General features: G+C 60.8%; 19 protein-coding genes. 8 read left to right on the plus strand and 11 right to left on the minus strand.

The window, feature by feature from the left end; all coding sequences use genetic code 11:
* The first annotated feature begins 77 nt into the window (after window positions 1-77).
* The 4 genes from PSH81_RS27555 to PSH81_RS13250 all read left to right on the plus strand — a co-directional run bounded on the left by PSH81_RS27555 (window position 78) and on the right by PSH81_RS13250 (window position 3,876).
* Entirely contained in the window at window positions 78-326 is a 249-nt protein-coding gene (locus tag PSH81_RS27555; RefSeq protein WP_370694896.1) for a type VI secretion system contractile sheath small subunit, read from the plus strand.
* A gap of 163 nt (window positions 327-489) precedes the next feature.
* Window positions 490-1,200: an HPP family protein gene (locus tag PSH81_RS13240; RefSeq protein ID WP_192300061.1), complete on the plus strand. Its 711-nt coding sequence runs from the start codon at window positions 490-492 to the stop codon at window positions 1,198-1,200.
* Window positions 1,201-1,617: 417 nt separating this feature from the next.
* Window positions 1,618-2,721 (plus strand): enoyl-CoA hydratase/isomerase family protein, encoded by a 1,104-nt coding sequence (locus PSH81_RS13245; RefSeq protein WP_305392736.1) that lies wholly within the window; start codon window positions 1,618-1,620, stop codon window positions 2,719-2,721.
* Between the two features lie 3 nt (window positions 2,722-2,724).
* A complete protein-coding gene (locus tag PSH81_RS13250) occupies window positions 2,725-3,876 on the plus strand; it encodes an acyl-CoA dehydrogenase family protein (RefSeq protein WP_226456791.1) in 1,152 nt (383 codons plus the stop codon).
* Between the two features lie 138 nt (window positions 3,877-4,014).
* On the opposite strand, the gene PSH81_RS13255 is transcribed toward PSH81_RS13250, so the two are convergent.
* Genes PSH81_RS13255 through PSH81_RS13275 form a run of 5 tightly spaced genes read right to left on the minus strand, consistent with a single transcriptional unit; the run spans window position 4,015 to window position 9,567 of the window.
* On the minus strand, window positions 4,015-4,788 hold the full coding sequence (locus PSH81_RS13255) for an enoyl-CoA hydratase (protein WP_226456792.1): 774 nt from the start codon (window positions 4,786-4,788) through the stop codon (window positions 4,015-4,017).
* An 11-nt stretch (window positions 4,789-4,799) separates the two neighbouring features.
* On the minus strand, window positions 4,800-5,927 hold the full coding sequence (locus tag PSH81_RS13260; RefSeq protein WP_305392737.1) for an acyl-CoA dehydrogenase: 1,128 nt from the start codon (window positions 5,925-5,927) through the stop codon (window positions 4,800-4,802).
* A 9-nt stretch (window positions 5,928-5,936) separates the two neighbouring features.
* Window positions 5,937-7,121 (minus strand): acetyl-CoA C-acyltransferase, encoded by a 1,185-nt coding sequence (locus PSH81_RS13265; RefSeq protein ID WP_370694897.1) that lies wholly within the window; start codon window positions 7,119-7,121, stop codon window positions 5,937-5,939.
* Window positions 7,122-7,134: 13 nt separating this feature from the next.
* Window positions 7,135-7,902, minus strand: a complete 768-nt coding sequence (locus tag PSH81_RS13270; RefSeq protein WP_192300054.1) for an SDR family NAD(P)-dependent oxidoreductase — start codon at window positions 7,900-7,902, stop codon at window positions 7,135-7,137.
* Between the two features lie 21 nt (window positions 7,903-7,923).
* Window positions 7,924-9,567, minus strand: coding sequence for an AMP-binding protein (locus tag PSH81_RS13275; RefSeq protein ID WP_305392738.1), 1,644 nt, complete (start codon window positions 9,565-9,567; stop codon window positions 7,924-7,926).
* A gap of 216 nt (window positions 9,568-9,783) precedes the next feature.
* Between PSH81_RS13275 and PSH81_RS13280 the strand changes: the two genes are divergently transcribed.
* The 4 genes from PSH81_RS13280 to PSH81_RS13295 all read left to right on the plus strand — a co-directional run bounded on the left by PSH81_RS13280 (window position 9,784) and on the right by PSH81_RS13295 (window position 15,117).
* The gene (locus tag PSH81_RS13280) at window positions 9,784-10,677 is read left to right on the plus strand and encodes a bestrophin family protein (RefSeq protein WP_226456798.1); all 894 of its coding nucleotides are present in this window, start codon (window positions 9,784-9,786) and stop codon (window positions 10,675-10,677) included.
* A 67-nt stretch (window positions 10,678-10,744) separates the two neighbouring features.
* Entirely contained in the window at window positions 10,745-11,803 is a 1,059-nt protein-coding gene (locus tag PSH81_RS13285; RefSeq protein ID WP_226456799.1) for a tetratricopeptide repeat protein, read from the plus strand.
* Between the two features lie 144 nt (window positions 11,804-11,947).
* The gene (locus PSH81_RS13290; protein WP_226456800.1) at window positions 11,948-13,447 is read left to right on the plus strand and encodes an ATPase domain-containing protein; all 1,500 of its coding nucleotides are present in this window, start codon (window positions 11,948-11,950) and stop codon (window positions 13,445-13,447) included.
* A complete protein-coding gene (locus PSH81_RS13295; protein ID WP_226456801.1) occupies window positions 13,447-15,117 on the plus strand; it encodes an ATP-binding protein in 1,671 nt (556 codons plus the stop codon). Before PSH81_RS13290 ends, PSH81_RS13295 begins: the two co-directional genes overlap by 1 nt.
* A 41-nt stretch (window positions 15,118-15,158) precedes the next feature.
* Here the strand turns inward: PSH81_RS13295 and PSH81_RS13300 are convergent, their stop codons facing one another.
* The 6 genes from PSH81_RS13300 to PSH81_RS13325 all read right to left on the minus strand — a co-directional run bounded on the left by PSH81_RS13300 (window position 15,159) and on the right by PSH81_RS13325 (window position 26,184).
* Window positions 15,159-19,469 carry a hypothetical protein gene (locus PSH81_RS13300; protein ID WP_305392739.1) on the minus strand — a complete coding sequence of 1,437 codons (4,311 nt, stop codon included), beginning with the start codon at window positions 19,467-19,469 and terminating at the stop codon, window positions 15,159-15,161.
* A 140-nt stretch (window positions 19,470-19,609) separates the two neighbouring features.
* Entirely contained in the window at window positions 19,610-19,987 is a 378-nt protein-coding gene (locus tag PSH81_RS13305) for a response regulator (protein ID WP_192300047.1), read from the minus strand.
* A 79-nt stretch (window positions 19,988-20,066) separates the two neighbouring features.
* Entirely contained in the window at window positions 20,067-21,260 is a 1,194-nt protein-coding gene (locus tag PSH81_RS13310) for a hybrid sensor histidine kinase/response regulator (protein ID WP_226456804.1), read from the minus strand.
* On the minus strand, window positions 21,254-21,853 hold the full coding sequence (locus PSH81_RS13315) for a chemotaxis protein CheB (RefSeq protein ID WP_305392740.1): 600 nt from the start codon (window positions 21,851-21,853) through the stop codon (window positions 21,254-21,256). The genes PSH81_RS13310 and PSH81_RS13315 overlap by 7 nt, the downstream gene beginning before the upstream one ends.
* Entirely contained in the window at window positions 21,850-22,680 is an 831-nt protein-coding gene (locus PSH81_RS13320) for a protein-glutamate O-methyltransferase CheR (RefSeq protein ID WP_370694898.1), read from the minus strand. The genes PSH81_RS13315 and PSH81_RS13320 overlap by 4 nt, the downstream gene beginning before the upstream one ends.
* A complete protein-coding gene (locus PSH81_RS13325; protein WP_226456806.1) occupies window positions 22,681-26,184 on the minus strand; it encodes a response regulator in 3,504 nt (1,167 codons plus the stop codon).
* Between the last annotated feature and the right edge of the window lie 195 nt (window positions 26,185-26,379).

Consider the following 26,379-nt stretch of genomic DNA (forward strand, 5'->3'; position numbering starts at 1 on the left):
CTTGGTTGAAGGGGACAGGACAAGGACGTTGTAACCCGCGACCTACATCGCCGTTACATCCATGAAAGGACTCTGCCGTGCCCACTGAATCATTCCCCGATACCCCCTCAACGCCTGCGCGTGAGCAGGTCCATGTCAGCTATGTGCCGATGCCCAGCCTAGACCGGCTGATGGGCCTGCGTGATGCCCTCGTCGCGCTGAAAGGTCCGCTGTCCAACGACCCCAGGGTGCGCGAGAGCCTGCAACGCCGGCTGTTAAGCGAAGAGCATTCCAAACGCATACTCGGCAGCGCGAGCCCGCAACCGTCGGTTCACCCTAGCGCTTGAATTCATTTTTTTTGCATTTAACCTGCATTAATCTGCATTGGCGTGGCGCAATCCAGGTCGGCACACTATGTACGTTCCTTCCCCCAATGTTGGAACTTTCCAAAGGCTTAACCGGAATGCCCGGCAGGCCTTTTTTTTTGCCCGCTGTTTCAGGACCTTTTTAATGCTCGCTCGCTGGTTACCCACTGCCATCAATACCCGTCCCGCCGAATGGAGTCGTGCCGCCATCGGCATGGCCTTGGGCACGCTGCTCAGTGTGTGGGTGTGTGGCCAAGTATTCGGTATGGATGTCGCCCTGCATTTGCTCGGCCCCCTGGGCGCGTCGGCGGTCTTGCTGTTTGCAGTGTCGTCCGGCGCGCTGGCGCAACCGTGGTCAATCATCGGCAGTTACCTGTGCGCTGGGGTGGTCGCCTTGTTGGTCGCGCGGGTACTGGGCCGGACGTTGGGCAGTGCCTGCCTGGCGGCGGGCATGACCGTCATCCTGATCTGCTGGCTGCGCTGCCTGCATCCACCGGCCGGCGGGCTGGCGATGACCCTGGTACTGGCGGACCCAGCATCCATCGCCCTTGGCTGGCAGGAACTGGCCCCGGTCATGCTCGGCGCCGCAGCGCTGCTCGCCTGCGCACTGGCCTACAACAATGCCACCCGCATGCGTTACCCCAAGGGGCAAGTGGCACCACCCGCCGCAGTGCTGGGCAACACACCCGTGGTGACCGACCCGGCAATCACCGCTGCCGACCTCAAGCTGGCCCTGGCGGAAATGGAGCAGTTCTACGATGTGCAGCCGACCGAGCTGGAACAACTGATCCACGCGGCGGAAGGCCATGCGCGGCGCCGTAGCATTGGCGATGTGCTCGCCAGTCGCGTGGCCTGAGCGGCGTCGTTCGCGCGACGAGCGGCGTATTGCACCTGACCTGGCAGCGGCTGGAGTCATTACAGCACTTGAAGTTGTCTGCTGTTCACCACGCTGTCTGGGCACCGCTGTACCAGTAACGAAGACCACCTGAAAAAAGCCGGTGCGGCGGTGCGCCACGTTAACTACCCTGACATGCAGCATGGGTTTATCAATTACCCGGCCCAGCACGCCGCGGCGCGCAAAGCCATACAGCTGTGCGTTGAGGCCCTGGCCGGATATTTTCAGGCGCAGCCCGCAGGCCGTGCGTGAACCTGCATAAATGCAACAACGACCTGCATGATTCCACGTTGTACTGGGCAAATTTGCACTGGTAGGATCGTGAGAAGGTTCGCCCGCGAACATCTTGATAAAGACAATAAAAGCAGGGAGTTAGAGATGACTGCTCAGGTTTCATCGCAAGCAAGCCACGCAGCAATTCATCCGCAAGACGTATTGGTCGAAGTCCGCAACCATATCGGCCACCTCACCCTCAACCGCCCCGCCGGGTTGAATGCCATCACCCTGGACATGGTCCGCAGCCTCACCCACCAGTTGCACGCCTGGGCGGATGACCCCGCAGTCTACGCCGTGGTCCTGCGCGGAGCGGGTGACAAAGCCTTCTGCGCCGGCGGTGACATCCGTTCCCTGTATGACAGCTTCAAGCAAGGCGATACCTTGCACGAAGACTTCTTCGTCGAGGAATACGCCCTCGACCTCGCTATTCACCACTACCGTAAACCGGTCCTCGCGCTGATGGACGGCTTTGTCCTGGGCGGCGGCATGGGCCTGGTGCAAGGCGCCGACCTGCGCGTGGTCACCGAGCGCAGCCGCCTGGCGATGCCGGAAGTGGCCATCGGTTACTTCCCGGACGTTGGCGGCAGCTACTTCCTGCCACGCATTCCCGGCGAGCTGGGGATTTACCTGGGGGTCACCGGCGTGCAGATTCGAGCCGCCGATGCGTTGTACTGTGGTTTGGCGGACTGGTACCTGGACAGTGCCAGGCTGACCGAGCTGGATCACAAGCTCGATCACCTGCAGTGGCACGAGTCAGCCCTCAAGGATCTGCAAGGCGTACTGGCCAAGCTCGGCGTACAGCAATTGCCCGACGCCCCGCTGGCACGCTTGCGCCCGGCCATCGACCACTTCTTCGCTTTGCCGGACGTCCCGAGCATCGTCGAACAACTGCAGCAAGTCACCGTAGCCGATAGCCATGAGTGGGCGCTGGCCACCGTCGGCCTGATGCAAACCCGTTCGCCACTGGCCATGGCCGTGACCCTCGAGATGTTGCGCCGTGGCCGGCGCCTGCCGCTGGAGCAGTGCTTCGCCCTGGAGCTGCACCTGGACCGGCAATGGTTTGAGCGCGGCGACCTGATTGAAGGCGTGCGTGCGTTGATCATCGATAAAGACAAGGCCCCACGCTGGAACCCGCCGACGCTTCAGGCATTGGACGCCAGCCACGTCGATAGCTTCTTCCAACACTTCAAGCAAGTTGCGAGATAAGTCATGCAAGACATTGAATACACAGAAGAACAAGTGATGATTCGCGACATGGCTCGCGATTTCGCCCGGGGTGAAATCGCCCCCCATGCCCAGGCCTGGGAAAAAGCCGGCTGGATCGACGATGCACTGGTCGCCAAGATGGGTGAGCTGGGCCTGTTGGGCATGGTGGTCCCCGAGGAATGGGGGGGCACCTATGTGGATTACGTGGCTTACGCCCTGGCTGTCGAAGAGATTTCCGCCGGTGACGGCGCCACTGGTGCACTGATGAGTATCCATAATTCAGTGGGTTGCGGGCCGATCCTCAACTACGGCACAGCTGAACAGAAACAAACCTGGCTGGCCGACCTCGCCAGCGGCCAGGCGATTGGTTGCTTCTGCCTGACCGAGCCCCAGGCCGGTTCCGAAGCACATAACCTGCGCACCCGTGCCGAACTGCGTGACGATCAGTGGGTGATCAGTGGTGCCAAGCAATTCGTCAGCAACGGCAAACGCGCCAAGCTGGCCATCGTGTTTGCCGTGACCGATCCCGACCTCGGCAAAAAGGGCATCTCGGCGTTCCTGGTACCCACCGACACCCCCGGTTTTGTGGTCGACCGCACTGAACACAAGATGGGCATTCGTGCCTCGGACACCTGCGCCGTCACCCTGAACCAATGCACGGTACCTGCGGCCAACCTGTTGGGCGAGCGCGGCAAAGGCCTGGCCATCGCCCTGTCCAACCTCGAAGGTGGCCGCATCGGCATCGCCGCCCAGGCCCTGGGCATCGCCCGCGCGGCGTTTGAAGCGGCGCTGGCTTATGCCCGGGATCGTGTGCAGTTCGACAAGGCGATCATCGAGCACCAGAGCGTGGCCAACCTGCTGGCGGATATGCAAACCCGCCTGAATGCCGCGCGCCTGCTGATCCTGCACGCCGCACGGTTGCGCAGTGCCGGCAAGCCATGCCTGTCCGAAGCGTCCCAGGCCAAGCTGTTTGCTTCGGAAATGGCGGAGAAAGTCTGCTCGTCAGCGATGCAGATCCATGGTGGGTATGGGTATCTGGAGGATTACCCGGTGGAGCGTTACTACCGGGATGCGCGGATCACGCAGATTTACGAGGGGACCAGCGAGATCCAGCGGATGGTGATTGCCCGTGAACTCAGGCACTACCAACTCTGACTGACACACTGCAAAACAGTGTGGGAGCGGGCTTGCTCGCGAATGCGGTGTGTCAGTCACAGGTATTTCAACTGATCCACCGCTTTCGCGAGCAAGCCCGCTCCCACATAAGCCGCTCCCACCCGTTGGGAGATCGAATTACCTGTCTTTGAACTGCGGGGCACGCTTGGCCACGAACGCGGCCATGCCTTCTTTCTGATCCTGGGTCGCAAACGCGGCATGGAACACCCGGCGCTCAAAGCGCACGCCTTCGGACAGGCTCACTTCAAACGCGCGGTTCACACTTTCCTTGACCATCATGCTGATCGGCACCGACTTGCCGGCAATCAGCGTGGCGACTTTCAGCGCCTCTTCCAGCAATTCATCAGCCGGTACGATCCGCGCCACGATCCCGCAGCGCTCGGCTTCCACCGCATCGATAAAACGCCCGGTCAGGCACATTTCCATGGCCTTGGCCTTGCCCACCGCGCGGGTCAGGCGCTGGGTACCGCCCATGCCCGGCAGCACACCGAGGTTGATTTCCGGCTGGCCGAACTTGGCGCCATCGCCGGCCAGGATAAAGTCGCACATCAGCGCCAGCTCGCAGCCGCCGCCCAGGGCAAAGCCGTTGACCGCTGCGATGATCGGCTTGCGGCGGTTGGCCACGCGATCGCTGTCGCTGAACAAATCGTCGAGATAGATCTGCGGGTAGGTCAGCTCGGCCATTTCCTTGATGTCGGCGCCGGCGGCGAAGGCTTTTTTCGAGCCGGTCAGCACGATGCAGCCGATGTCAGGGTTGGCTTCCAGGCCATCGAGCGCCTGGTTCAATTCGCTGACCAGTTGTGCATTCAGCGCGTTCAGGGCTTGGGGGCGATTGAGGGTGATCAGCCCGACGCGGCCCTGGACGTCAAGCAAAATGGTTTCGTAACTCATGTGGCGGCTCCTTAGAGATTGCGTGAGATGACCATGCGTTGAATATCGCTGGTGCCTTCGTAGATCTGGCAGACCCGCACATCGCGGTAGATCCGCTCCAGGGGAAAGTCGCTCAGGTAACCGTAACCGCCGAGGGTTTGCAAGGCGGCGGAGCAGACTTTCTCGGCCATTTCCGAAGCGAACAACTTGGCCATCGAGGCTTCTACCAGCGCGGGCTTGCCGCTGTCACGCAGGGCGGCGGCGTAATGCACCATTTGCCGGGCCACCGCAATTTGCGTGGCCATATCCGCCAGGCGAAACGCCACGGCCTGGTGCTCGATCAGCGCCTTGCCGAAGCTTTCGCGCTCACGCGCATAGTCACGTGCCGCTTCAAAGGCCGCGCGGGCCATGCCCACCGATTGCGAAGCGATGCCGACGCGCCCGCCTTCCAGGTTGGCCAGGGCGATCTTGTAGCCCTCGCCCTCCTCGCCCAGACGGTTCGCGACCGGTACCTTCACGTCTTCAAACAGGATCTGGCAGGTGTCCGACGCGTGCTGGCCGAGCTTGTCCTCGACCCGCGCCACGGTGTAGCCGGGCGAATCCGTCGGCACGATAAACGCACTGATGCCACGTTTGCCCGCCGCAGGGTCGGTGACTGCAAACACAATCACGATCCCGGCGTTTTGCCCGGAGGTGATGAACTGTTTGCAGCCGTTCAGTACATAGTGGTCGCCTTCCAGGCGCGCACGGGTTTTCAGGCTGCTGGCATCGGAGCCGGCCTGGGGTTCGGTCAACGCGAACGCGCCGAGCATGGCACCGCTGGCCAGGGGCTTGAGGAATTGCGCTTTCTGCTGATCGTTGCCGAACTTGAGGATCGGCACGCAACCGACCGAGTTGTGCACGCTCATGATGGTCGAGCAGGCACCGTCGCCGGCGGCGATCTCTTCCAGGGCCATGGCGTAGGCCAGGTAGCCGGTGTCGCAACCGCCCCACTGCTCCGGCACCAACATGCCGAAAAAACCCAGCTCGGCCATTTCACCGATGGCTTCCTTGGGGAAACGGTGGTCGCGGTCCCATTCGGCGGCGAAGGGTTTCAGGCGCTCCTGGGCAAATTGCCGGGCAGCTTCGCTGATTTGCAGTTGTTCGTCATCTGGCAACATGGTGAGTCCTTAATACAGGCATTCGACGGCCATGGCCGTGGCTTCACCACCGCCGATGCAGATCGCGGCAACGCCACGCTTGAGGTTGTTCTGGCGTAGCGCCGACAGCAGCGTCACCAGGATGCGCGCACCGGACGCGCCAATCGGATGGCCCAGGGCGCAGGCGCCGCCATGGATATTGACCTTGGCGTGGGGGATTTCCAGCTTGCTCATGGTCACCAGGCTGACCACGGCGAAGGCTTCGTTGATCTCGAACAGATCGACGTCAGCCAGGTTCCAGCCGGTCTTGCTCATCAACGTACGGATCGCTCCCACTGGTGCCACCGGAAACAGCCCTGGCTCATCGGCAAACGCCGCGTGGCCGTGGATCACCGCCAGCGGCTTCAAGCCGCGTTTTTGGGCCTCGGACTGGCGCATCAGCAGCAACGCCGCCGCCCCATCGGAAATCGAGCTGGAGTTGGCGGCCGTCACAGTGCCCCCCTCACGGAACGCCGGTTTCAGGCTGGCGATCTTGTCAGGCTTGGCTTTCGGTGGTTGTTCGTCATGCAACACCGTCACTTGTTCCTTGCCGACGGTAACCTGCACCGGGACGATCTCGGCGGCAAATTTGCCATGGGCGATGGCTTCCTGCGCACGGGTCAGGGAGGCAATCGCGAACGCGTCCTGGGCTTCACGGCTGAAACCGTTGTGCATCGCACAGTCCTCGGCGAACGTGCCCATCAGGCGGCCCTTGTCGTAGGCGTCTTCCAAGCCGTCGAGGAACATATGGTCGAGCACGCGGCCGTGGCCCATGCGGTAGCCGCTGCGCGCACGATCGAGCAGGTACGGCGCGTTGGACATGCTTTCCATGCCCCCGGCGATCGCCACCGCAATGCTGCCGGCCAGCAGCGAGTCATGGGCGAGAATCGCCGCTTCCATGCCCGAGCCGCACATCTTGTTGAGGGTGGTGCAGCGCGTCGACTTGTCCAGGCCTGCGCCCAACGCCGCCTGGCGTGCCGGTGCCTGGCCGAGGCCCGCCGGGAGCACGCAGCCGAACAGCACTTCATCTACGGCGTCACTGGCAATGCCTGCGCGCTCAACTGCCGCACGAATTGCCGCCGCGCCCAATTGCGGCGCGGTCAGGTTCTTGAGTTCGCCCTGGAAGCCGCCCATGGGCGTGCGCACGGCGCTGACAATTACGATGGGATCAGTCATGGTCATTCGCTCCTTACTTGGCCGCCATGCGCAAGGCACCGTCGAGACGGATCACCTCGCCATTGAGCATGCTGTTTTCAATGATGTGCCGCACCAACGCGGCGTATTCGGCCGGTTTGCCCAGGCGTGGCGGGAATGGCACGCCAGCGGCCAGGGAGTCGCGTACTTCCGGGGTCATGCCGGCCATCATCGGCGTTTCGAAGATGCCCGGTGCGATGGTCATCACACGGATGCCAAAGCGCGCCAGTTCGCGGGCGGCGGGCAGCGTCAGGCTGGCGATGGCGCCTTTGGAGGCAGAATACGCCGCCTGGCCGATCTGCCCGTCGAACGCGGCCACCGATGCGGTGTTGATGATCACGCCGCGCTCGCCGTCGGCATTCGCTTCGGTCTCGGCGATGGCCGCTGCTGCCAGGCGCAACAGGTTGAAGCTGCCGATCAGGTTGACATTGATCACCTGGGCAAAGCTGGCCAGGGCATGGGGGCCGTTCTTGCCGAGAATTTTCTCGCCACGCACCACACCGGCGCAGTTGACCAGGCCGTGCAAGCCACCAAACGCGGTCACGGCAGCCTGCACCGCGGCCTCGGCGGCCGCTTCCTGGCTGATGTCCGCCACGGCGGCGCGGGCGTTGTCCCCCAGTTGCTTGGCCTTGGCCGCGACGGCCTCGGCATTGAGGTCCACCAGCATGACTTTGGCGCCAGCGGCAACCAGCATCTCGGCCGTGGCCGCGCCAAGGCCCGAAGCACCGCCGCTGATCAGGAATACCTTGTTTTCAATCTGCATCATCGTGTCCTTAAAAGTGGATCAGGCAACCGCCGCTTTGGCGATCTCCTGGTTACGCAAGATAAAACGCTGCAACTTGCCGCTCGGGGTCTTGGGCAGGTCGCTGACAAATTCGATTTCCCGTGGATAGGCATGTGCGGCCAGGCGCTTGCGCACATGCTGGCGCAGCTCTTCGGCGAGCTCCGGGGTGGCGCGGTATTGGCTGTTGATCACCACGAAGGCCTTGACCAGTTCGGTGCGCTCCGGGTCCGGCTTGCCGACCACCGCGGCTTCGATCACAGCCGGGTGCTCGACCAACGCGCTTTCCACATCAAACGGGCCAACGCGGTAACCGGAGGTGGTGATCACGTCGTCACTGCGCCCGACAAAGCTGATGCTGCCATTGGGGTTCAATTCCACGGTGTCGCCGCTCAGGTAGTACTTACCGACAAACGCCTTGGTCTTCACGCCGTCATAGCCGCCGAACCAGCACATCGGCGACTGTTCGCGGTCGATGGCGAGGATGCCGGGCTGGCCGGCGGGCAACTCCTGATAATCATCGTCCAGCACCACGATACGGTGGCCCGGCGAGGCAAATCCGGCCGAGCCGACATGCACCGGGTGTTCCAGGCCATGGTGATTGCACAGCACCATGCCCAGTTCGGTCTGGCCATAGTGGTCGTGGATGGTCACGCCGAGCTGGTCGGCAAACCAGCGGATCACTTCCGGGTTGAGCGGCTCGCCGGCGCTGCTGACGATGCGCAGCTTGCCCTTGATTGCGCGCGCGAACTGCTCACCGCCGGCGATCAACAGGCGGTAGGCGGTGGGCGAGCCGGTCAGGTTGGTGATCCCGTATTTGTTGATCACCCGGCAGGTGCTTTCCAGGGTGAAGGGGCCATCGTAGAAGGTAATCGGGTGGCCCATGGACAGCGGCCCGGTCACGCCGAAATAGATGCCGTAGGCCCAGCCCGGGTCGGCGACGTTCCAGAACGCGTCTTCGGGGCGCAGGTCCACGGCGTCGCGGGTGTAGCTCTTGAATGCCACGATGGCCTTGAGTGGCACAGACAACGCTTTGGATGGGCCGGTCGTGCCGGAGGTGAACATCAGCAGGAAGGGATCGTCCGCGCCCAGTAACACCGGTTCGCACACGTTGGAGTAGTTGGGCAATTCGGCCCAGAAACTGAAGTCGCCGCGCACCAGGCCTTCGCCCTTGGCGCCGCTGACCGTGACGATGGTCGGGCAGCCGTCGACTTCCGTCAGCTTGGGCCGGTTTACCGCATCGGTGACCACCAAGGCGGCGCCGGAGCTGTTCAGGCGGTGCTCGATGGCCTTGGGCCCAAAGGCAGTGAACAGAGGTTGATAGACCGCACCGATGCGCCACGTCGCGAACACCACCACCAGCAGTTCCGCTGTGCGCGGCAACAGCCCCGCCACCTTGTCGCCACGCTTGACGCCCTGGGCCAGCAAAAAGTTGGCGAAGCGTGCGGCCTGGTCCTGCAAGTCGGTAAAGGTCGACGTAGCGCTGCGCCCGTCCTTGCCTTCCCAGAACAACGCGATGCGCCCCGGCAGTGCGTGGCGGTCGCAACATTCGACGCAGGCATTGAGGCCTTGCAGGTTGCCGGCGAGTGCGGCGTCAACGGTGTGCTGGTAGTCAAACCCGGTGGTGGCAGCCAAATAGTCACGCATCGCTTCAAATCCTTCTGCATTGTTATTTTAAGGACGTAAACCGTGGAAATAGTCGCTCCAGAGCGCTGCAGCAGCAATGGTCAAAGCTTTCAAGTTGGCTGACTGCTTTGGCCAATCATCGATCGCGCTGATCGACCGGTCAGCCCAAGCGATTGGACGGCCCTGGCGCAAGCTTCTAACCTGAGGGCCTGCGCCACCAGAGAAGTCCCCCTGCCGATGATCGTCCGTCCCAAGCCCAACTTGCTGGGTATCCTGTTCTCCCTCAAGGGTTCGATTGCCAAGCGCATTGCCTTGCGCAGCCTGCTGGTGACGCTGCTCGCGTCGGTGATCGTGCTGGTCGAGACGTGGCACCCGGCGTATTTCTCCAAGGTCAACGCCACACCCTTCACTTTGCTGGGGTTGTCGTTGTCGATCTTCATGAGTTTTCGCAACAACGCCTGCTACGACCGCTGGTGGGAAGGTCGCAAGCAATTGGGGCAGATGATCATTGATGTGCGCTCACTGATCCGTGAAACCCAAGTACTCGGCGATTCGCCAGAGCGCACCGGGCTGTTGCGCGGTTTGTGCGGTTTTGCCCATGGTTTGATCGCGCGTTTGCGCCACGAAGACGAAGCCCGGGCAATCACGCCCTGGATCGGCGTAGACGCAGCGCACCCGAACCTGCCCGACAACGTGCTGCAGCAACTCGGCGCGCGCTTTTCCCGACTGTGCGAGCAAGGCGTGATCAGCGAGTGGCGCTACACCCAACTGGAAACCCGACTGGTCAGCCTGAGCCAGGTGCAGGCGTCGTGCGAACGGATCAAGAGTACGCCGCTGCCCTTCCCCTACACGTTGTTGCTGCACCGCACCATCTACCTGTTCTGCATTTTGCTGCCGTTCGCCATGGCCGAGCCGCTGGGCTGGTTGACGCCAGTGTTCACCGCCATCGTCAGCTACACCTTCTTTGGCCTCGACGAAATTGGCGATGACCTCGAAGACCCGTTCGGCTTCGACGAAAACGACCTGCCGTGCAATGCCATCGTGCGCAACCTGGAGCGCGAACTGCGCGCCGCCCTCGGCGAAAGCGACTTGCCGCCCGCCCTGGAACCTGTGGAGTACGTGCTGACCTGATGCCGGTTTGACACTCGCGTTGGTCTGACCGAAGCTGACGGCTTTGTAATACTTTTCGGACGCCTGCATGTCTAAGTCACGCCGTTACGCCATCGTCGGCCTGTGCGCCCTGCTGTTTTTTGTATTGCTCGCCTGGTATTTCTCCCGCTCCACCCAGGTGGCCGTGCCGCCGGCGATTGCCCATGGTTATTCAAAAGCCCTTAAACAGGCGCATAACGGCGAGCCTGGCGCGGCCCGCGTGCTTTACCAGCAATTGGCGCGGCCGGATCTGTCGCCTGAACGGCGTGCCGCGCTGCACGCTGAACTGCCCAATTACCCCAGTCCGCAAGCCTTGAAACTGGCTGACAAGGACCTGGCCAGCGATTCCCCGCTGGTACGCGAGGCCGCGATCCACAGCATCGTCGGCCTGGTGCCCAGCGGCCAGCGCACACTGCTGCTTGGCCCGGCGCTGGACGACCCGCAGCAAAGCGTGCGCTTTGCCGCCGCCAACGCCCTGCTCGGCCTGTCGCCCGACACCCTGGGCCTGTACTTCGGCCCGTTGCAGCAAGTGCTGGACGAATTCGTCAAATACCTCAAGGCTCAGCCCGAATCTGCCGAGGGCTGGATTCAACTGGCGCGCCTGTACATCCACAGCGCCCTGCTGCCGGACGCGCAAAATGCCCTGGAGCAAGCCATGCGCTTGCAGCCCGACAACCTGCAAGCCGTGGTCGCACAGATCGAATTGCTGGATAAACAGGGCAAAAGTGAAGAGTCGCGCCAATTGCTGGCACGGCAACTGGCGGCGCACCCGGAATCTGCCTACCTGCAACACGCCCTCGGCCTGTGGCTGCTGCACCATGGTGAGCGTGCCTATGCCCTGCTCGGCCTGTCCAAGGCGGTAGAGCTGGAGCCGGACAATCAGGATTACCGCTACGACCTGGCCACCACCCTGCACGCCCAGAACGAACTGGAAGCCGCGCAACGTCAGTTGGAAGAAATCGTCCAGCGTCACCCTGCCAATCGCAAGGCCCGTGTGCTGCTGGTCAACTATTGGAAGGAAAGCGGCCAACTGCAGAACGTACAGGTGTTGCTCGCCCAGCTCGAACAACAAAACCCGGACGATCCGGCCTTGCAGCAAGGCTTGTAGCCGCACTGCAAAAACTTGTAAAAACCTACGCAACTTGTACAAATATCAGAATCCGTTGAACGGTCACAGGCCACTACGGTCAAGTAAATATGGCGCGCCCAAGGCGGTGCGCTCCTCTATTTGTATGTGATCCGAGGGCAATTCTTGTCTACATCCAACGAGCTGTTCAGTGAAAAGGCGGCCATCGGCATCGAAGGTCTTGACGACATTCTTTGCGGTGGGCTCTCGCGTAGCCATCTGTTCCTGCTGGAAGGTGAACCCGGCACTGGTAAAACCACCGTCGCCCTGCATTTTTTGCAGGCCGGTGCGAAAAACGGCGAAACGTCTCTGTACATCACCTTGTCCGAAACCGAGCGCGAGTTGCGCCAGGGCGCCAAGTCCCACGGTTGGGACCTGGATGACAACATCAATATCTTCGAATTGACTCCACCCGAAAGCCTGCTCAACGCCGACCACCAGCAAAGCCTGCTGTACTCCTCCGACCTGGAGCTGGGCGAGGCCACCCGGCAGATCTTCGAGGTGGTCGAACGGGTCAAGCCGTCCCGCGTGGTCATCGACAGCCTGTCGGAGATCCGCCTGCTCGCGCAAAGCTCGCTGCGCTATCGCCGGCAGATCCTGGCGATCAAGCATTACTTCGTGCGCTATGACGCCACGGTGCTACTGCTGGACGACCTGACCACCGAATCCCTCGACAAGACCGTGCACAGCGTCGCCCACGGAGTGATCCGCCTGGAAGAACTGACGCCCAACTACGGCGCGGAACGGCGCCGGGTACGGGTGGTGAAGTACCGGGGGCAGAAATACCGCGGCGGCTTCCACGACTTCACCATCCTGCAGGACGGCGTGCATGTGTTCCCGCGCCTGGTCGCGGCCGAACACCGTGGCGGCTACAACCGCCAGACCCTGACCAGCGGCATCAAGGAGCTGGATTCGTTGCTCGGCGGCGGTATCGAGACCGGCTCCAGCAGCCTGATCCTCGGCCCGGCGGGTACGGGCAAGTCACTGATCTCGATGATCTTCGCGGCCGCTGCGGTGGCCCGTGGCGAGAAAGCCGCACTGTTTATCTTCGATGAAGAACTGGGGTTGTTGTTCGAGCGCATGAAAAACATGGGCATCGACCTCCAAGCGCTGCAAGCCACTGGCAACCTGCTGATTGAACAGGTCGACGCCGCCGAACTGTCCCCAGGCGAGTTCTCCCACCGGGTGCGCCGCGCCGTCGACGACAGCGGAATCAAGACCGTGGTGATCGACAGCATCAACGGCTACCAGGCCGCGATGCCGGAAGAGAACGCGCTGATCCTGCACATGCACGAGCTGCTGCTGTACCTCAACCGCCGTGGCGCAGCGACCTTCATGACCGTTGCGCAACACGGGCTGGTGGGCGACATGCAGGCGCCGGTGGACATCACTTACCTGGCCGACACCGTGATTTTGTTGCGCTACTTCGAAGCCATCGGTGAAGTGCGCCGCGCCATCTCGATCATCAAAAAACGCACCGGCGCCCATGAATCCACGATCCGCGAATACCGCATCGGCAGTCGCGGCATGACCGTGGGCGAACCGCTGAACAACTTCCAGGGCGTGCTGCGGGGCATTCCGACGTACATGGGCGCCGGTTCGCCACTGCTAAAGGACCTGGGGTAGTGCCGGGCCTGTCACCCCTCTCCGAGCGCGCAATCATCCTTGCGCCAATGGGCCGCGACGGCTCGTTGGCGTTGATGATGCTCAACGAAGCCGGCTACGGCGGCATGGTGGCCAGCGACCTGGGCGCGCTGAGCGCGGCGCTGGAGCAAGGCGCCGGCCTGCTGATCATCGCCGCCGAAGCGCTGCGCGGTGTGGCGTTGGAGCCATTGTTGGAGTACCTGCAACAGCAACCGGCCTGGTCGGACTTGCCCATCGTGTTGCTGACGCACCACGGCGGCAAAGAGCAAATCGGCACCAGGCAACTGAGCGGCTTGCTCGGCAACGTGACGTTCCTGGAGCGACCGTTTCACCCGGTGACCCTGATCAGCCTGGTGAGTACTGCCTTGCGCGGCCGCCGCCGGCAATATGAAGCCCGCGATCGCCTGGTCGACCTGAGCGAAAGCGAGTCACGCCTGCAACGCACCCTGGAAACCCTCGAACAGCAGGTGGAAGAACGCACCGCGCAGCTGCGCCACAACGAAGATGCGTTACGCCAGTCGCAGAAAATGGAAGCGGTCGGCCAACTGACGGGCGGCATCGCCCACGACTTCAACAACATGCTCACCGGCATCATCGGCAGCCTGGAGCTGCTGCGCCGGCGGGTGTCGCGGGGCAAGCTGGACGACCTGGACAGCCTGATCGATTTGGGCGTCACTTCTGCCAACCGCGCGGCTGGCCTGACCCATCGTCTATTAGCGTTTTCGCGGCGCCAATCCCTGGATTCCAAGCCCGTGGAAATCAACCGTTTGGTCACGGCCATGGGCGAGTTGCTGCAACGCAGCATCAACGAAAGCATCGCCCTGGATATGAGCCTCACCGATACACTATGGACCGCCGAAGCCGACCCCAACCAACTGGAGAGCGCCCTGCTCAACCTGGTGATCAACGCACGGGACGCTATGCCCAATGGCGGCAACCTCACTGTCGAAACCAGCAACCGCCACCTCGACAGCGTGTTCACTGCCGCTTACGGCACCTTGAAGCCCGGTGACTACGTGGAACTGAGCGTCAGCGACACGGGCTGTGGCATTCCCGAGAGCGTGATAGGACGGGTCTTCGATCCGTTCTTTACCACCAAGCCAATCGGTCAAGGCACAGGCCTGGGCCTGTCGATGATCTACGGGTTTGCCCGCCAATCCCATGGTCATGTGACGATCCATAGCGTGGTCGGCAAGGGCACCACCGTCAGCTTGTTCCTGCCGCGTTTTGTCGGTGAAATCATCGCGAACCAGACGGCTGATCCGACATTGCTGCCCCTGGCCGTTGCGGGCGAGACGGTGTTGATTGTCGAGGACGACCCGGCTGTGAGAGTACTGGTCAGCGCCGTGCTCAAGGAGTTGGGTTATGGCTTTGTCGAAGCGGGCGACGCTACCACAGCGGTACCGATCATTGAGTCCGATCAGCGTATTGACCTGCTGATCAGCGACGTCGGTTTGCCAGGGATGAACGGGCGCCAGTTGGCAGAGATCGGTCGGCAGCTGCGACCGGAGCTCAAAGTGCTGTTCATTACCGGTTATGCCGAGCATGCGGCGGTGAGAGGAGGTTTTCTTGATCCGGGCATGCAGCTGATCACCAAGCCGTTTACCTTTGATTTGTTGACAGCGAAGGTCCGGGAAATGATCAGAGGGTAAAACGGGGCCTGCCAGATCAGGCCCCGCGCCTTCCAATGCGCTTAATCGATTCGATCAAAGACCTCTCTTTTCATGGCGGCGTCCAACACTTGGGGCGGATGCCCGCCTTCGATCAGTTCGAATGTACCGTCCGGCTTTATATCAATACCTGAAGCAGTGACGATTACCGTTGACTGGGGTTGCCTGTTGATAATGTCCAGCAGCGGCTGTTGATCTGCGATGGTTTGCTTCAGAGAGCTTGCCAGCCCCTGCGCGCTACGCGCGTTGTCACCGCCGACGAAGATCACTTTGCCGCCATTGGCCAACGATGCATCCAATTGCTTCAACAGCGGCAGCATTGACGGGTCGGCTACGCCACCTTGCAGATGTATCAACGTACGTTTGTGATAGATCCCGTCCTTCAAATCGCTCATCACTGCCAAGGCGGTGCAATCACTGATCCCTCGTGTGTACAACGTCGAGGTGGCATCCAGGGTGTGTGCTGATTCGGTGACCGGCACGTATATCCGCTCCGACACCGCTGGCGTGGTACTGCCCGGCAGCTGGCCGATGTTCGGCGTGGACGTATCAAGACGGGTTTCGTACAACTGCTTGGTCGATTGTTCATCCACGCTCGCCTTGCTGGCCCAGCCTTCGTCATGGGTACTGACCCTGAATTCGAGCTTGTCACCGCTGGTACTGTAGGTCCGATAAGGGGTCGCCGGTTTTTTCTGGGTAAACAGTGCTTGCAGGCCATCACTCATGGATTTTTCGGTAGGAAATGTGACGAGACCCAGGTTTGGATCATAAAAAAAGAACTGTTTGCCTTCGCCGTCAAATTTTACGCCCGCCATCATCGAGTGGCCGGGGGAGTCGATCATCAGGGTGGTGGACGTTTCGGCGCGGCTCAGCTCGCCGATCAATTCATGATGTGATATCTGCCGCACGTTGTTGCCAGCATGGAACGTTGTCGGCGTAGTGACCTGTTTTTGTACGTCTTGCAGCGTTTTGGCAAACGTTATGGACGCTGGATGAGTAGGCTTCGCGGCCGCGAGGAACATATTTTCAATCAGCGTCTGAGCTTTACCCTGCTCAAGCGCAGAGGCCATGATTTTTGCCAGTGCAGCACATTGGCCTTGCGACAGCGAACTGACCTGACTGAGGTAAAACCGCTGCGGATTAGGGATGAAGTTCCCTCCCGTCGCCTCGATGATCGACTGAGCCTGCTTGACGCCACTGAACGCATGCTGCACGGCGAGGCGCTCCTGCTGTCGGACCAGGGCGCCAATCTGCGCCGCACTCAGTCCATCGGTGCTTGCCAATTTCATGACCTGCTCAGCGTTCAACTTGGAAGAAAAGCCCTTAACGGAAAAAGGGTCGCCACGGGTGTAGCCGCTGTTGTATTCAGCACTCGAAGTCCCGCTCTTGAACCTCTCTTTGAGCGCCTGGAATTCTTTCCGGATCCGTTTGGATTGCTCGGACAGCGGTACTGCGGCGCCTTGCCAGTTTTCCAGGAGCTCGTCACTGCTCCGTAGCGAAGGCGTAAAGTCATCCAGTGCCGCCCCAAAGGGTTGCCCCGAGATGGGGTCGTAGCCGTACCACTTGCCGTTGTGCAAAACGGCGGTACTCTCGGCAACTGCCCCATTAATCTTGTAAGTGCCCGTCGCCGCAGCGTCGAAATTGCGACTGGCCTTGAACACGTCATAGTGCCCCGCAGCGCCGCGGGCCTGATTCAACGCCGCCTTGACACGGGTTAAACCTGAGCGGCCCGCGGCCGCCACTGCATCTTCGACACCCGGTATCGGGCTTAACGCCCCAATTGCGCCGCGCCCGACAATTCGCCCCACACTCCAGGCCTTGGCTGTCGTGGAGCCTGCGGCATTCAGCACGCGCCCTGCCTGCCCAGCGGCGGACGCGCCCGCGAGAGCAAAGCCAAGCGTGTCGAAGAACAGGTCCTGAATACCTCCGTCTACATTGCCACGGCTGAAGTTGACAATGGCCGAGCGAAGCGGGATCAGGTTCAGCAGAAATTCACGAATCTTTCTAATCGGCGGCACTTCACTTTCAAACGTCGTCAAGCCTCTGCTTTCCCTGACAATCTTCTCGGACACCTGATCGTACATATTGTCCCGAACCAGTTGCGCGATACGAAAGGTCCGGCTGCTGTTGTATGTCTGGGGTACTGCATCCGTGGGCGCTCGCTGGGCAAAGCGTTGCTCGTCTTCGGCTTCGGTCGACACTTTTTCTATATAACGTCGATCTGCCGGAATGTCGGCGTAAGCCTTTACCTTGATCTTGTCATCATCGAGCGGCCTGGGGTGCAATTCGTACCGATATTGGAAGGCGCGATGACCAACCACGAAATCACTTTCAAGATCGGGCCGGCGAGTGATCTTGTGTTGATTGGGATTGACTTCGTAAATGTGCACTTGGCCTTCGTACTCGGCACGGACCAGCAGAGGTTTCAGCTCGTCCGGCTGGCCGCGCCGCCAATACGGTGGGGATGTTGATTGATGATGGATCAGTTCCTCACGATAGACCTCGACCTTGCCATATTCGAGGAACTTACGGTCCTCCAAGGGCAGGTTGGTCAGCAGATGCACAAGGGCGAAAAACTGGCTTATTTGCAGTTGGACCAAATGCGCCTGGACCTTCTCTTCGAACTGTTGGTTGAAGTTGGGCAGCGTCATGGTTTTCGCTTGATTGACGATGTTGGCTATCGGCACGCCTGAATCATTCGACTGCCACCGGGTAGCCACGTATCGAGGGGCGGTGGCGGCTCGGAATGAGTTTCTGGGAGGGATTACTAGAGTTGTATCGAGCAGCCTGCCCTCAATAACCAGGTCCACAATCGAATAGGGGCCAGGCAGATCGTTGTTGCGCGGCACTTGATAAATGCATTTTTTTTCGTAGTCGGTACCTTCACCAAAGTGTTCCTTTAGCCAATCCAGTGCGATCTGTTTACGACTCGGGATGTCGGCACGCTGGATAGCCGAAGCAGTGGTCAGCTCGCTTACGTGCTCATCGAAGGCCGCACGTATGCGCGAGAGTTCCTGGCTGGAGTAATTGTCAGAGGGGCTGGCAGAAATAATCCCCCTGCAGACGGCCCAGTCAATGATTGCGAGGTCCTGGGCATGCTGGGCAACCCTTTGATCCACTCGCGTGACCGGCTCAATATTGTCAAAGGCCATGACCTGGGCGTAGGTCATTGTCGCTACGCTGCCAGGCGCCTGAGCTTCGATACGCGCGACTGCCGTACACAGGCTGACCCAGCTATGGGAGCCGATCACCATCCCTGGCGGCATATCCCGGACCAGAAACTGTGGAGCCTTGCGGGCCAGTAACAGATGAGCCGCAGTGGGCGCCATGGCTTCGCTGGCACGATTGAGGGTCTTGAGATGCTCAGTCAATCCAGCAACGACCGTTGACGGCGATTTGCCCCAGGAGCGGCTATCGTTCAGTTCGAATCCGGCCACCCGGTTGCGCGGTGGCGGTTGCACGGCCCCCAGGACGCTCTCTCGGTCGAGCGAGGCTTGCAGCCCCGCCAGGAGCCAATCGTTATCGCTGCCGGGCGTGGAAACTGCGCCCGCCTTGGAACGCAGCCCACGCCCGAACTCTTGGGCGGCCGGCGAGTTGAGCAAGGCGTTAATGACGCGCGCTGGATCGCCGGCCTCGGCGCTGCTCAATTGCAACTTCGATGTCAGCAAGCCAAACAGCCCACCCTCATCGGGCAGCTCCAGTGTTTGCACGGGGTGGTAGTAGGCCCCAAGCAACTGTTCATGAGACAACGGTTGCGACCAGGACAACGCTCCGCCGTAATTACCAAACGGTTGCGTGGGGAGTGCGGGGCGCTGTGCGTAACTCACCAGGTTACGCAGTTCGCCGAGGCTGGTTGGCAGGTTCCAGCCATGGTCTTGAATAAACCGCTTGAGACTCACCATTTCCCCAGCTTCAAGAGTGTTCAACTGCGCGTAAGCAGAGCCCGGCTCGACCTTCATGAGGGAGATCTGGAGGAGATTGGCGATACGCTCGTTGGACTGTTGAGCCAACTGCTCCTTCGCCATTCCCGGAGGGTTCAGGCGTACCTGTTCCTTGTATAACGCAAGTTGTTCTCTGAGGCCCGCATACACCGCCTGCGTAAAATGCTCTTTGTTTTTACTGTCTGGGGCGATAACCGCTGTGGAGCTTACGCGTTCAGCTTGGGCCTGCAAGGATGTGCCAACCGGAGTCTCAACGGTGCGCTTGGCACGCGAAGCGATGGCGTTTTCCGATGCAGGCATCGCTTGCGGCTGGGCGACGGGCGCAGGCGCGGTCTCTGGCTGGCGTGGCGGGACCGTGAAACGTGCAGCAGGGGGGTAATTGGCGATAACCATTCAAGTTTCCTTCGTCAGTTAAGCGCATCGAGCCTTCAGAAGCTGAAGGCACAAATGTCTGAACTGAGTGAAGGGAACTAAGGCCGTGATTCCGCTACCTGTCGCGAGAAAGCATGACCGGGTGTATCAGAAGAAATACATCACGCCAGTAAGCGCTGGATGTGTTCGTGTAGGGTATCCAGGTCAAACGGCTTGGCCAGGATCGGTGCGTTGCGCGTAATCGGGCTGTTGCAGTCGAGAATTTCCTGCGGGTAACCGCTGATAAAGATGACCTTCAATTCCGGGCGCAACCTGATCGCCGGCTCGGCGATCTGCACCCCGGAAATCCCGCCGGGCAGACGATAGTCAGTCACCATCAGGTCCAGGTGTGGTTTGCTCGCAAGGATCTCGAACGCCTGCTCCCCATCGATCGCCTTCAACACTCGATAGCCGAGGCCGGCCAGATATTCGCCCAGCACGAACATAATCGATTCGTCGTCTTCGACGATCAGTACAACATCTTGTGCATCTTCACTCATGGGAAGCCTTTGTCCGGTCAATTGCTGCTGTTACGACCATGGGGTCACGCAGAAGGTTGCGTCGAGGTGACGATTGATTTCATGCCGACGCCTCGAGGGGCAGGCACACCCGGAACAGGGCGCCCTCGCCTATCTGGCTCTCGACCTCGATGGTGCCGCCATGGGCCGCAACGATCTGCTCGGAAATAAACAAGCCCAGGCCCAGGCCCGCCGCGACATGGCTGGCCGAGACGCGCTCGAATTGCTGGAAAATCCGCTTCTGGTTGTCGGCACTGATGCCGATGCCTCGGTCACGTACTTCCACCCGCGCTTCGCCGTGCTCGCTGTACACGCGCACATCCACCGGGCTTTTGGCCCCGTAGCGCAACGCGTTGGTCAGCAGGTTGCTGACCACCTGCTCGATGCGGAACTCATCCCACAGGCCCTCGACCGGCGCCTCGGCGACCAGGTGCATCGAGGAGTTGGCCGCCGCCACTTGTGGGGCGAAGTTCTCGACCAGATTGCGCACCAGTTGCGTCAGGTCAAACCGTGCCGGGCGGATCGACAGCTTGCCGGTGCGGATACGCGACACGTCGAGCATGTCTTCGATCAGGCGGATCAAGCTCTGGATCTGGCGCTCATCGCGGTCGACCATGGCGTGCATCTTGTCCAGGGTGAACGCCGCGGCGTTGTCCCGGGCCAGGTGCATCTTGCGCAGCTGGGTTTCGAGGATCAGCCCGTTGAGGGGCGTGCGCACTTCGTGGGCGACAATCGACATGAAGTCGTCACGCATGCGCACGGCCTGCTCCAGCTCGGCCTGGGTGGCCTGCAAGCGCGTGAGCAGCAGCTCCTGCTCACGGCGGCTGCGTTCCAGGGCTTCGACCTGCTGCTTCATCGCCTTGCTCTGGCGATACAGGTCGACGAACACATTGACCTTGCTCTTGACCGCGTGAATATCCAGCGGCTTGTGCAGGAAGTCGACGGCCCCGCTTTCATAGCCCTTGAACGCGTAGTTCAGCTCGCGCCCGGCAGCGCTGACAAACACGATAGGGATGTTTTTGGTCTTTTCGGTGCCGCGCATCAACTCGGCGAGCTCGAAGCCGTTCATGCCGGGCATCTGGACATCGAGGATCGCCATGGCGAACTCGTGTTCCAGTAACAGCGACAAGGCCTCGTCGGCGCTCAATGCCTTGTAGACCTGGCGATCCTCGCGCTTGATCAGCGCTTCAAGGGCCAGCAGGTTTTCCGGCAGATCGTCGACGATCAGCAATTTGGCCTGGACAGTACTTAACATGGGGAATATTCCAGGGAAGCCAGCAATGAACCGATGCGGCTCAAAGTAAGAATGTGGTCAGGTGCGTGCAGCGCCAGGGCCGCCAGGGGCATCACGGCAATGCGTGCCTCCTTGGGGTCCTGCACGATGGTGGTACCACCCGATTGCTTGACGTGGGCCAGGCCGCGCGCGCCATCCTGGTTGGCGCCGGTCAGCAGGATCGCCAGCAGGCCGGCGCCATAGGCATCGGCGGCCGAGGCGAACAGGTAGTCGATGGCCGGGCGGGAATGATGCACGCGGTCTTCCTGGCTCAGGGACAGGCTGCGGTCGTTTTCTACCGACAGGTGATAACCAGGCCCGGCAAAAAACAACGTACCGGCCTCGATCAATTCCTTGTCCCGTGCTTCGCGCACCGGGATGCGCAGGCGTCGGGCAAAGACTTCGGCCAACTGGCTGCGGCGCTCGTCCGGCAGGTGCAGTACGGCAATGATCGGCAAGCCAAAGCCTGTGGGCAGCTCAGCAAAAATACCCAGCAACGCCTCGACGCCGCCGGCGGAAGCGCCGACAACGATGGCTTCAATCCCGTGAATCGGGTTGGCTGCTGCGTCATTCATGATTTTCGGTAGATCCGTTCTTGCTTGACCAGCGGTTCGAATTGCTTGCTGTAGGCGGAGAAATCCAGGGTTTCTTTGCTGCCCAGCACCAGGAAGCCGCGATGGCACAGCGACTCATGGAATAATCCAAACGCACGATCCTGCAATTTTTTATTGAAATAAATCAATACGTTACGACACGAAATTAATTGAGTTTCCGAGAATACGCTATCGGTTGCCAAGCTGTGGTCGGCGAAGGTCACGTTCTCGCGCAATGTCTTGTCGAAGATCGCGTAATCGTAAGCCGCGGTGTAGTAGTCGGCAAATGAACGTTGCCCACCGGCCTGCTGATAATTGGCGGTGTAGGCCCGCACGTTTTCCAGGGAGAAGATCCCCTGCTTGGCTTTGTCCAGGGACGCCGGGTTGATGTCCGTGGCGTAGATGATCGTGCGTTCGAGCAAACCCTCCTCGCGCAGCAGAATGGCCATGGAGTACACCTCCTCCCCCGTGCTGCAGCCCGCGATCCAGATCTTGATCGACGGGTAGGTCTTGAGCAGCGGCACGACTTCCTGGCGGATCGCCAGAAAGTGCGAGGGGTCGCGAAACATCTCGCTCACCGGGATCGTCAGGAATTGCAGCAACTGCATGAACGCGGCCGGGTCGTGCAGCACTCGCTCCTGCAAGGCGGAGATCGTCGCGCAGTCGAACTGGCGCAGGGCGTGGGCCACACGGCGTTTTACCGACGCACCGGAGTAGTCGCGAAAGTCGTAGCTGTACTTGAGGTAAATCGCCTCGATCAGCAGGCGCAGCTCAATATCGCTGCTTTTTTCCAAAAAACTTCGCTCCACTTAAATGCGTTCCATCTTCGGTAGCCAGACGCGGATCAATGAGAACAGGCGGTCCAGATCAATCGGCTTGGCCAGGTAGTCATTGGAACCCGCCGCGAGGCAACGCTCCTGATCGTCCTTCATGGCCTTGGCCGTTACTGCAATGATCGGCAGCTTTTTCCAGCGCGGGTCCTGGCGGATCAGGGCCGTGGCCTCGTAACCGTCCATCTCCGGCATCATCACGTCCATCAGCACCAGGTCGATGTCCTCGACTTCATTGAGTTTGTCGATGGCTTCGTAGCCGTTACGCCCGATCACCACCACCGCGCCTTTGTGCTCCAGGGCGCTGGTCAGGGCGAAGATGTTGCGCACATCGTCATCCACCAGCAGGATTTTGCGCCCCTCGAAGACCTTGTCGCGACTGCGGGCGGTCTTGAGCATCTTCTGACGGTCATGGGACAACTGGGATTCGACTTTGTGCAGAAAGAGTGTGACTTCGTCGAGCAGGCGCTCCGGCGAGCGGGCGCCCTTGATGATGATCGAGCGCGAATACTTGCGCAGTTCGGCCTCTTCATCGCGGGTCAGGTTGCGCCCGGTATAGACAATGACCGGCGGGAACGAGCAGATGTCCTCGGTGGCCATGCGCTTGAGCAGTTCGTTGCCAAGCATGTCCGGCAGCTTGAGGTCGATGATCATGCAGTCGTAGACGTTGGTGCGCAGCAGGTCGAGGGCGGCCTGGGCGTAGCCGACGTCGGTGATCTCGATGTCATCGTCGCCGATCAGGCGGGCAATGCTGTCACGTTGCAGGTCATCGTCCTCCACCAGCAGCACGCGCTTGACCTTCTGGGTCAACTTGGCTTCCAGGCGCGCAAACACGTCCTTGAGCTCTTCGCGGGTGGTGGGTTTGACCGCGTAGCCGATGGCCCCCATGTGCATGGCGGCTTCGACGCGGTCTTCCACGGAAATCACGTGCACCGGGATGTGGCGTGTGTTGGCGTGTTCCTTGAGGCGTTGCAGCACGGTGAGCCCGGAATGGTCCGGCAGGCGCATGTCCAGCAGGATTGCGTCGGGCAGATACTCTTCGGCGAGGTTGTAGCCCTCGTCCGCACCATGGGCCACCAGGCACTGATAACCAAGCTCGTGGGCCAGATCGAACAGGATGCGCGCAAAGTTCGGCTCGTCTTCCACCACCAGGATGCAGCGTGTGGCGAACGGCGCTTTGTCACGGTCGTCGGCGAAGCGTGGGATCAATGTGGCATCGGCCACCGGCAGCGGCGAGACCTTCACCGGCGCCGGTGCCGGTGCCGGCACTACCACGACTTGGCGCGGAGCTTCGATGGGGGCGGCGTCTTCCCCGCGCTCCACATATTGCTCCGGCAGCACCAGGGTGAACACGCTGCCCTCGCCCGGCACGCTGGTGACGCTGATGTAGCCGCCGAGTAGGGTCGCCAGGTCGCGGGAAATCGACAGGCCCAGCCCGGTGCCGCCGTAACGGCGGTTGGTGGTGCCGTCGGCCTGGCGGAAGGCTTCGAAGATGCTTTCCTGTTGGTCCGGCGCAATCCCGATCCCCGAATCGCGCACGGTAAAGGCGATGCCCTCTCCTGGCACGCCGGACACCGACAGGCTCACCTCGCCCTGTTCGGTGAACTTGACCGCGTTGGATAGCAGGTTCTTGAGGATCTGTTCCAGACGCTGGCGGTCGGTGAACAGCATCGCGGGGGCATCGTCCTGTATATCGACCTGGAAGCCCAGCTTGCGGTCCGCCGCCAGGGGCTCGAACATGCCGCGCAGGCCGTCGACCAGGCGGGCGACGCTGGAAGTCTCCGGACGCACTTCCAGTTTGCCGGCCTCGACCTTGGAAATATCAAGGATGTCGTTGATCAGGTTGAGCAGGTCATTGCCGGCGGAATAGATCGATTCGGCGAACTTGACCTGCTCGGCGCTGAGGTTTTCCTGCGGGTTTTCCGCGAGCAGTTTGGCCAGGATCAACGAGCTGTTCAGCGGTGTGCGCAGCTCGTGGGACATATTGGCGAGGAATTCGGACTTGTACTTGCTCGAGCGCGTCAACTCGTCGGCGCGGTCTTCCAGTTCGAGTTGAGCCTGGCTCAACTCGGCGTTCTTGCGATCCAACGCATCGCGCTGGTCTGCAAGCACCTGGGTCTGCTCGGCCAGTTGCTCGTTGGTCTGTTCCAGCTCGGCCTGCTGGATTTCCAGGTGGGTCTGGGACTCCTTGAGGATGCGCGACTGTTCTTCGAGCTCTTCGTTGGCGGTCTTGAGCTCTTCCTGCTGCACTTGCAGCTCTTCGTTGAGCTGCTGGGTCTCGGCCAGCACTTCCTGCAAACGTTGGCGATAACGTGCGGCTTCGATGGACGTACCGATGTTGCCGGCGATCAGTTCCAGCAGCTCGACGTCACGTTCTTCCAGCGGGCGCAGGAAACCCAGCTCGACCACGCCATTGACACGGTCGTCGTCGCTGGTGGGCATGACCAGAACGCTACGGGTCGGGCCTTCGCCCAGGCCGGAGCTGACCTTGAAGTAATCCACCGGCACATCATCCAAGCGAATCAGGCGATCAAGCTGGGCGGCTTGCCCAACGATGCCTTCGTCGCTGTAGATCGCCTGTTCCAGTTGCTCCTGCTCGCGGGAAAAACCATAGGTGGCCACACGCTTGAGGCCGCCGTGTTCTTCGCGGACATACAGCGCGGCGACAACCGAGCCCATGTATTGGGCAAAAAATTGCAGGATATTGCGGCCCAGCATGTTCAGCGTCAGTTGGCCGAGCACTTGCTCTGCCAGCTCGGTCTGGCCGTTACGCAGCCAGGCTTGCTGCTCCAGACGCCGTGCGATCTTCTGTTGAGACGCGAGGTTTGCGGCGTAACTGGTTGACAAGGAAAGTAAATTCTTCCTGCCAACGTAGGCTAGAAACCCGCTCAAGCCGAGTACGAACGCCAGGTACAGCGTGACGCTGATCACCGTGGCGCGGGTGACTTGTTCGTTGCGCGAGAGCCGGAACTGCTGCTCCATTGCCACCGCGTCGTCGTATTCCTTGCGGATCTCATCGGTCAGGCGCTTGCCCCGACCGGCCTTGACCGCGCTGCGGTAGTCACCGGAGTGGCGCTGCATATCAATCATCGATTGAGCGTAATTGTTCCACTCGCTTTGCAGGGCTTCGAGGCGCTTGAGGCGGTCGAGTTGCTGCGGGTTGTCCGCCACCAGTTCCTGCAAGTTGCGCAAGTCGGCAATGATGCGCGGCTTGGCGACCTCATAGGGGTCGAGGAAATGCTCGTCACCCGTGATCAAGAAACCGCGCATGCCGGTTTCCAGGTCAACCGTGAGTTTTGACGATTCATTGAGGTTGTTGATCACCCGATCGGTGTGTTCAACCCACTGGATTACCGACAAGAGATAGGTAATCAAGCACACGAAAAACACCGCACTGAGCACGCCCACACCCAATGGCAGTGCCACATTTCGGCTCAGGAGAGTACGGAAGCTCTTTTCATCGACAGACGTCGCGGGAGTCATAGGCATGCCTTGGCCGAGTGGGGAAAAACCGGGAGTTTGCCCCAAAGGTGGGCGAGAGGCCATGTTTGCCCGTCGTTTTTACTCGAATGCCTTACCACGCGCTTACGGGTAGCCACACAGTCTTAAACGAAATTTCGGTCCTCTTGCAGGAACGCTCACCTCATTTCGGGCAACCCATGGCATGCCGAACCGATA

Source organism: Pseudomonas sp. FP2335, from assembly GCF_030687535.1.
In the GTDB taxonomy this organism is placed as follows: domain Bacteria; phylum Pseudomonadota; class Gammaproteobacteria; order Pseudomonadales; family Pseudomonadaceae; genus Aquipseudomonas.